Source organism: Candidatus Margulisiibacteriota bacterium, assembly GCA_028706105.1.
Classification (GTDB): domain Bacteria; phylum Margulisbacteria; class Riflemargulisbacteria; order GWF2-35-9; family DYQY01; genus DYQY01.
Map to the genome: position 1 here is coordinate 20,279 of JAQWCF010000022.1, position 7,238 is coordinate 27,516.

7 protein-coding genes are annotated in these 7,238 nt (G+C 35.8%); 2 read left to right on the forward strand and 5 right to left on the reverse strand.

Translation table 11 applies throughout. The annotated features are described in order from the left end of the window. Positions 1–10: 10 nt before the first annotated feature. The 5 genes from PHF25_03700 to PHF25_03720 form a co-directional block, all read right to left on the reverse strand. The gene (locus PHF25_03700) at positions 11–679 is read right to left on the reverse strand and encodes a hypothetical protein (GenBank protein MDD4527126.1); all 669 of its coding nucleotides are present in this window, start codon (positions 677–679) and stop codon (positions 11–13) included. A 104-nt stretch (positions 680–783) separates the two neighbouring features. Beyond that, positions 784–1,893: an exodeoxyribonuclease VII large subunit gene (xseA, locus tag PHF25_03705; protein ID MDD4527127.1), complete on the reverse strand. Its 1,110-nt coding sequence runs from the start codon at positions 1,891–1,893 to the stop codon at positions 784–786. 76 nt (positions 1,894–1,969) lie between these two features. Next, complete coding sequence (gene carA / locus PHF25_03710) at positions 1,970–3,088, reverse strand: glutamine-hydrolyzing carbamoyl-phosphate synthase small subunit (GenBank protein MDD4527128.1); 1,119 nt, start codon at positions 3,086–3,088, stop codon at positions 1,970–1,972. After that, positions 3,081–4,361, reverse strand: a complete 1,281-nt coding sequence (locus PHF25_03715) for a dihydroorotase (protein ID MDD4527129.1) — start codon at positions 4,359–4,361, stop codon at positions 3,081–3,083. Before PHF25_03715 ends, carA begins: the two co-directional genes overlap by 8 nt. Then, a complete protein-coding gene (locus PHF25_03720) occupies positions 4,358–5,284 on the reverse strand; it encodes an aspartate carbamoyltransferase catalytic subunit (GenBank protein MDD4527130.1) in 927 nt (308 codons plus the stop codon). Before PHF25_03720 ends, PHF25_03715 begins: the two co-directional genes overlap by 4 nt. Before the next feature lie 46 nt (positions 5,285–5,330). Between PHF25_03720 and pdxA the strand changes: the two genes are divergently transcribed. Together pdxA and rsmA are read left to right on the forward strand one after the other, a co-directional pair. Then, positions 5,331–6,329, forward strand: coding sequence for a 4-hydroxythreonine-4-phosphate dehydrogenase PdxA (gene pdxA / locus PHF25_03725; GenBank protein ID MDD4527131.1), 999 nt, complete (start codon positions 5,331–5,333; stop codon positions 6,327–6,329). Continuing rightward, on the forward strand, positions 6,322–7,101 hold the full coding sequence (gene rsmA, locus PHF25_03730; GenBank protein ID MDD4527132.1) for a 16S rRNA (adenine(1518)-N(6)/adenine(1519)-N(6))-dimethyltransferase RsmA: 780 nt from the start codon (positions 6,322–6,324) through the stop codon (positions 7,099–7,101). The genes pdxA and rsmA overlap by 8 nt, the downstream gene beginning before the upstream one ends. Positions 7,102–7,238: the final 137 nt, after the last annotated feature.

A 7,238-nucleotide genomic window follows, 5' to 3' on the forward strand; every position in this document is an offset into this window, starting at 1 on the left:
AATACTTAATCTATTCTGGCTCTGGCACTACTAATCTAACTTTAACCGTGTTTGGGTTAACAAATGCACTATTCTTTAAACAAATAACATGTTGATTTGCATTAATAGAAGGATCAAAGCTAAATTTATAAAATTCCTTATCTGAAGCCAGCTTAGGAAGCGTTGCTGAATACTTTCTAAATGCGTAAGAAATAACTGCGTCATTACGTTTAGTAAATGGAGAAGATAAGTCAGGAGAAGAAACAACTCCTATATTAGTTAACTCTCTCTCGCTAGGCAAGGTAACCGTCACCGTCCCATTATTATTGTCTTTAAAAGAATCTGTTTCTATTCCTGGATAAGCATTTTCTGTCATACTACTGACATCACTAGTATTTGTATATTCTACATTATCATTAGCATAAACTTTAGGAACATAACCAGCTGCTTTATATGGATTATCAACAACTATTAATATGTCCCCTTTACTATCTCTACCAATAAAATAATGTTGAGTATTTTTTGGTCTACCAACACTCAGAAGAACATCCATAATATTTAATTGATAAGGTGACTGAGGGAGTCCAAAACTTCCAAGTTGTTGATTCCCGCTACTTGTAACTTTATTAGTATCTACAGGCTTAACATAACCTGAAACACTTGGAACATTATTAGTTGAACTATTATTAATTAAAGACATAATACATCACTCCTTTTATAAACTTGCTAGTCAATTTATCGTTACGGCTTTCAGTAATTCCCATTTATAAATAAAGAAAAGCATCTGGATTTTATAATATATTCTTAAACAATCGTAGCTTCTTTGCTACCATCCATGTAACTAAGTACTATTCTATCACCTAAAGTAAGCTGATTAACAGAGGTGACTATTTTGCCAGCCTTTCGAACAATGGCAAACCCTCGCTTTGCATAAGAAGAAGGGTCTAGCGCCTTAAGCTTGGCAGACAAAAGTTCAATTTGTTGTTTTCTAAAAACAAATACATTCTTGATTTTTTGCTCTAAAGAAAAGTTTAAGTCAGCTAAGTCCATTTGCTTCTCTTGTACTTTATTTAACAGCAGTTGCTTCAGCCTCTCCTTAATATTAATAAAGTTTTGAAGATACTCTTCTCTTGGTAAGGACACCATAACACCAGCAGCAGTTGGAGTAGCTGCTCGTGCATCTGCAACAAAGTCAGAGATAGTATAATCTACTTCATGCCCTACTGCACTAATGATAGGTGTCTTGCAAGCAAAAATAGCTCTCGCCACAACTTCTTCATTAAAGCCCCACAACTCTTCTATACTGCCACCACCTCGAGCCAGGATAATAACATCGGAATGGCTAAACTCATCCGTAATTTTTATGTTCTTGGCAATACTGTCACCCGCTTTATCTCCTTGTACAACAGTAGAGACAATAACTATTTCTACGGCTTTGTTCCTTGACCTTATTGTTGAAATAACATCATGCAAGGCAGCACCGCTAGGTGATGATAAAACTGCAACTCTTTTAGGGAATTTAGGAATAGCTTTCTTGTACTCTGTCTGAAATAATCCTTCAGCCTCAAGCTTCCGCTTCAATTGCTCAAACGCAATTGCCAATGCGCCTATGCCAGAAGGCTCCAAGTACTTAACATGCAGGGAATAAGTCCCTCTCTTATCATAAATGGCAACTTTTCCTCTGGCTAAAATCTGCATATTCTCTTCTAAGTTAAAGTTAAGAACAGACGTTTGAAACATAACACAACTTAACTGGGCATCTTTATCCTTCAAAGTAAAATATATTTGGTTACCCATTTTATATTCTTTTAAATTGGAGACCTCACCTTTGACCCAGACATCGTCTAAGATAGGATCTACCTTGATTAATTCTTTTAGATATCTTGTAAACTCTGTTACTGTAAGAAAGTTCATATAAATAAGCTCACCCTTCGACACTTCGAGAGCCTCAGTGACCGAAGAAGTAACCAGCTCAGTGACAGTTCATACGTCATATTCTCATTGATTCAATAAATGCATCGAATAAATAATCACTATCATGTGGACCTGAGGAGGCTTCCGGATGATACTGGACAGAAAAAACAGCTTTACCTTTAACCCTAATTCCTGCAACTGTTTGATCGTTTAAATTGAGATGAGTAACTTCAACGTTCTTTGGCATACTATCTGGTTTAATAGCAAAGCCATGGTTATGAGAAGCAATCTCCGTTTTATCTTTTTTTAAATTTTTAACAGGCTGGCTCCCTCTGTGACCAAACTTAAGCTTATAAGTTTCTGCCCCTAAAGCTAACCCTAACAACAAATGACCTAAACACGCACCAAACAAAGGAACCTCAGCGTTCAGGAGTCCTCTGATGTTTTCAATGGCATAAGTCACGGCAGTAGGATCGCCTGGTCCGTTGGATAAAAGAACTCCATCAGGAGAATACGTATCAAGTAATTGTTTATACGACATTGTTGCAGGAACAACCGTTACCTTGCATCCTCTATCCACTAATGCTCTAAGACTGCTAGTCTTTGCACCAAAATCATACACAACAACATGAAAATTATCCTTTGCTTCTGTATTAGCATAAACAGCATATTCCTTCATGCTTTTTTCCGTAAAGCTATAAACCTTTTTAGTTGTAACATCTTTAACTAAATCCGTTCCTTCCATACCCGGAACCTTCTTTATCTTGGAAACTAACTTTTCAACATCAAACTCTTTTGTAGAAATAATGCCCATTTGGGTGCCATTATCTCGCAAATGCCTGGTTAAAGCTCTTGTGTCTATTCCCTCAATTGCTATTGTTTTTTGTTTCTTTAAATAATCACCTAAAGACATTTTTGCTCGAAAATTAGAATATGTTTTACTGTACTCTTTAACCACAAATCCACTAACTTGAACTTTATCCGACTCAACATCTTCATCATTAACTCCATAGTTTCCAATCACTGGATACGTCATTGTAAGTATTTGATATTTGCTTGATGGGTCTGTAAGGATTTCCTGATAACCAGCCATGCTTGTGTTAAAAACAACTTCGCCGACAACTTCGCCTTCCGCACCAAAACTTTCTCCCAAAAAAAATCTGCCATCCTCTAAAACTAAAATTGCCTTAACCAATGTTTTTCTCCTTCCAAACTACTTTACCATCGACTATTGTCATAACGGCTCTTCCTTTGCCAGTAAAACCAACAAAGGGTGAGTTTTTGCTTTTTGAATGAAACATTTGTTCTGTTACGCTCCAACTAAGGTTAGAATCTATTACTGTAAAATCAGCAAGCTCTCCTTTAGCTATCTTTCCAGAACTAACATCTATAATTTTTGCCGGATTTGTCGAACAAAGAGAACATATTTTCTCCAACGAAAACCCTTCTTCATGATATAGCGTATTCATAATTAACATAATTGCAGTCTCCAGACCAATAATTCCAAACGAAGCTAAATTGAACTCTTTATTCTTGTCATCTGTTGTGTGTGGAGCATGGTCAGTAGCAATTACATCGATTGTTCCATCTCTTAATCCTTCGATGATAGCCTTTCGGTCTTCCTCTGTTCTTAACGGAGGATTCATTTTTGCATTAGTGTTGTATCCTTCCACAGCGTCTTCAGTAAGGACAAAATAATGAGGTGCTGTTTCAGCAGTCACCTTTATGCCCCTTTGTTTGGCAAATCTAAGGATATCCACAGACCCTTTTGTACTAACATGTGCTATATGTATTTTTCCAAAATATTTTGCTAACTCAATAGCTTGCGAAATAGCGGACTCTTCAGCTGCACGATGAATTCCAGGCAATCCTATCTTAGTAGAAATATTACCCTCATTCATAGAACCACCTTCTGCTAGTTCTATGTCTTCACAATGTAAAAACAATGGTTTATCGTAAATACTTAAATACTCTAAAGCTTTTCTTAAAGTAGACATGTTGGCAACAGGTAACCCGTCATCAGTGAAAGCGACAGCACCATTTCTAATCATTGAAGCATATTCGCTTATTTCTTGACCTTTCAATCCCTTAGTAATACTTCCCGTAGGATACAGTTTTGCCATACTAACTTCCCAAGCTCTATCCTTTAAAAACTTAATCAAAAACTTATTATCTATAACTGGTTCTGTGTTAGGCATAGTGCAAACAGCAGTATATCCTCCAAAAACAGCAGCTTTTAAACCAGTGGAAAGGGTTTCTTTTTCTTCATTACCTGGTTCTCTCAAATGAACATGTAAATCAATAAAACCAGGGAAAATATATTTACCACTCAAATCATAAACAGCATCAGCAGCATCATTTATGTTTTGAGAAATATTCGCAACACGCCCCTTGTTATCTATCAGGATGTCCTTTTGTTCTACTGAACCTATATTAACTATCTGGGCATTCTTTAAAAGTATCGTCATAACTCGCTTCTCCTTGCTAATAGTAAATAAAGAACAGCCATTCTAACAGCTACTCCATTGCTTACTTGTTCCAATATAACATTATATGGACCATCTGCAACTTCGGTGCTTATTTCAACTCCACGATTCATTGGACCTGGATGCATTATCAGAACGTCTTCTTTTGCTCTTTTTACTCTTGCTGGAGTAATGCCATACTCATGATAATATTCTCTAACAGATGGGAAATAATTGCTTCGCTGTCTTTCAAATTGGATACGAAGAACATTAATAAAGTCAGCATCCTTAATAGCATCGTCTACGTTATGTACAACTCTACAGCCCATTTGCTCTATGCCATGAGGAATAAGTGAAGCTGGGCCACAAACTGTAACTTCTGCGCCAAGCTTCGAGAGTCCCCAAATATTAGACCTCACAACTCTACTATGTTTAATATCACCAATAATGGTAACTTTCTTTCCTTCAATATACCCTTTTTGCTCAATCATCGTAAACATATCAAGTAAGGCTTGTGTTGGGTGTTCATTAAACCCATCGCCCGCATTAATCACTGGAATATTAATATTATTAGCAATCATCTCAGGGACACCAGCCATTGAGTGCCTAACAATGATTCCGTCTACACCCATAGACGCTAAATTTTTAACTGTATCTACTAATGTTTCACCTTTGCTAACACTGCTATTGCTGACAGCGAAGTTCAAAGAACCAGCGCCTAACATTTTAATTGCCATATCAAAACTACCCTTTGTGCGGGTGCTGTTTTCATAAAATAAAGAAACTAAAGTTTTGTTTTTTAAAGTGGGTACTTGTTTTACGGGTCGGTTAAAGAGTTGTTTAAAGAAAGTAGCTTGTTCAAGGATTTCCTTGATCTCCGTAGCTGATAGATATTTAAGTCCTAATAAGTTATTATGTTCAAACACTAAAGCATTAGTATACTCTAAAAATTATTGGTTGTAAAATAGACATATGAACAATTTAATAGCTATAACTTGTGGTGATGTTTCTGGCATAGGTCCAGAGGTGATTACCAAAGCTCTGAATGAGCCTGCAATAAAGGATTCAAGCTTTAATTATCTTATGATTGGACCAGAGAATATTCTTAAAAAAGAATTAAAATCCAATACAACTATCGACATAAATACTGTAAAAACTATCTCTACTTTTAATGATTACAAAATAAATACTAAATTTACTATTTTAGATGCAACTAACAATGAACTTATCCACATAGAAAAAGGAAAGTTATCCACAATCTCTGGAAAGTGGGCCTTCTCCTTTGTTGATACTGCCGTTGACCTTGCCTTAAACAAAAAAGTTTCTGCTATTGTTACAGCACCAATCAACAAAGACGCTTGGGCTAAAGCAGGAATCCAAGAAAAAGGTCATACTGAGTTTCTAGCAAAGAAAAGCAATGCGAATAAGTTTGCCATGGCCTTTTATACAGAAGATTTAAAAGTTATTCTAGTAACAACGCATCTACCTATTAACAAAATATCCACAAACTTATCCACAGATATAATTTTAGATAAAATTGTACTTGCTGATGCGTTTTTAAAGCAACTAGGCAAACAGAAACCGACAATAGGTGTTTGTGGTCTCAATCCACATGCTGGAGAAGAAGAGCTTCTTGGTGATGAAGAAAAAAAGTTTATTTCTCCGGCAATACTTCAAGCACAGAAATTAGGAATTAACGCTCTTGGACCTTACCCCGCTGACACAATCTTCTATAAATCTTTTCATGATAAAAATATTGACATGATTGTTAGCATGTATCATGACCAAGCACTTGCCCCACTGAAGCTAATTCATTTTCATGATGCCGTTAATATTACCCTCGGATTACCCTTTATTAGAACCTCGCCTGACCACGGAACTGCTTTTGATATTGCTACCAAAAACATTGCCAACCACAACAGCATGAAAAATGCTATACTCTTAGCCATGAAACTGAGTAGCAATGGATAGATTCAAGAAATCTTTAGGACAAAATTTCCTAACTGATAAAAACATTGTCAAAAAACTCTTACGTAATGTACCTAATCATCACCCTATTCTAGAGATTGGTACTGGTAACGGAAACTTAACCATAGAGCTTGTAAGTCATACCCAAGAACAAATCAAAAGCTATGAGATAGATGAAATGGCTTTTAATGAAGCAAAAGAAAGACTAGGCGAATTTAACAATTTAGAATTACTTTTAGAAGATTTTTTAACAGCTGAAATTAACTTTGATAAACCTTACCTTGTTGTAGCAAACATCCCCTACAACATAACCAGCCCAATCATAGCTAAATGTCTTGCTTTGCCTAACATAATAGGAGTTTATTTGCTTATTCAAAAAGAAATGGCTGACAGAGTTATAGCCCAACATGGAACTAAGGATTACAGTTCGTTTTCTATTTTCTGTCAAACTAGAGCAAAGTGCAGCAGATTATTTAACGTGTCTGCCTCTTGCTTTGTACCTCAACCAAAAGTTGATTCCAGTTATATAGAAATAATTCCAACCACAGAGTTTACTTCTAAAATAAATAATATTGATATTTATAATAAGATTGTGAAAAATGCCTTCTGGGGAAAAAGAAAAACGCTGATGAACTGTCTTGTAAAAGGACCATACCTTAAATTCAAAAAAGAAGAGATACTGCCCGTTTTTGCGAAATTACAAATACAAGAAAATGTCAGAGGTCAACAACTCTCAGTAGAAAGTTTCATTGATTTAGCTAATAACTTACAATAACTCCTACATTTGTGTGTATACCTAAACATGGTATCCCTGATTTAAGGGTAAAAAAGCTGCTTAGCATGGGCAAGGAATATTTCAAAAAGATAATAGAAATAAAAAGGAGACTAGATAAAAAGAGTTAAATGGGGCAT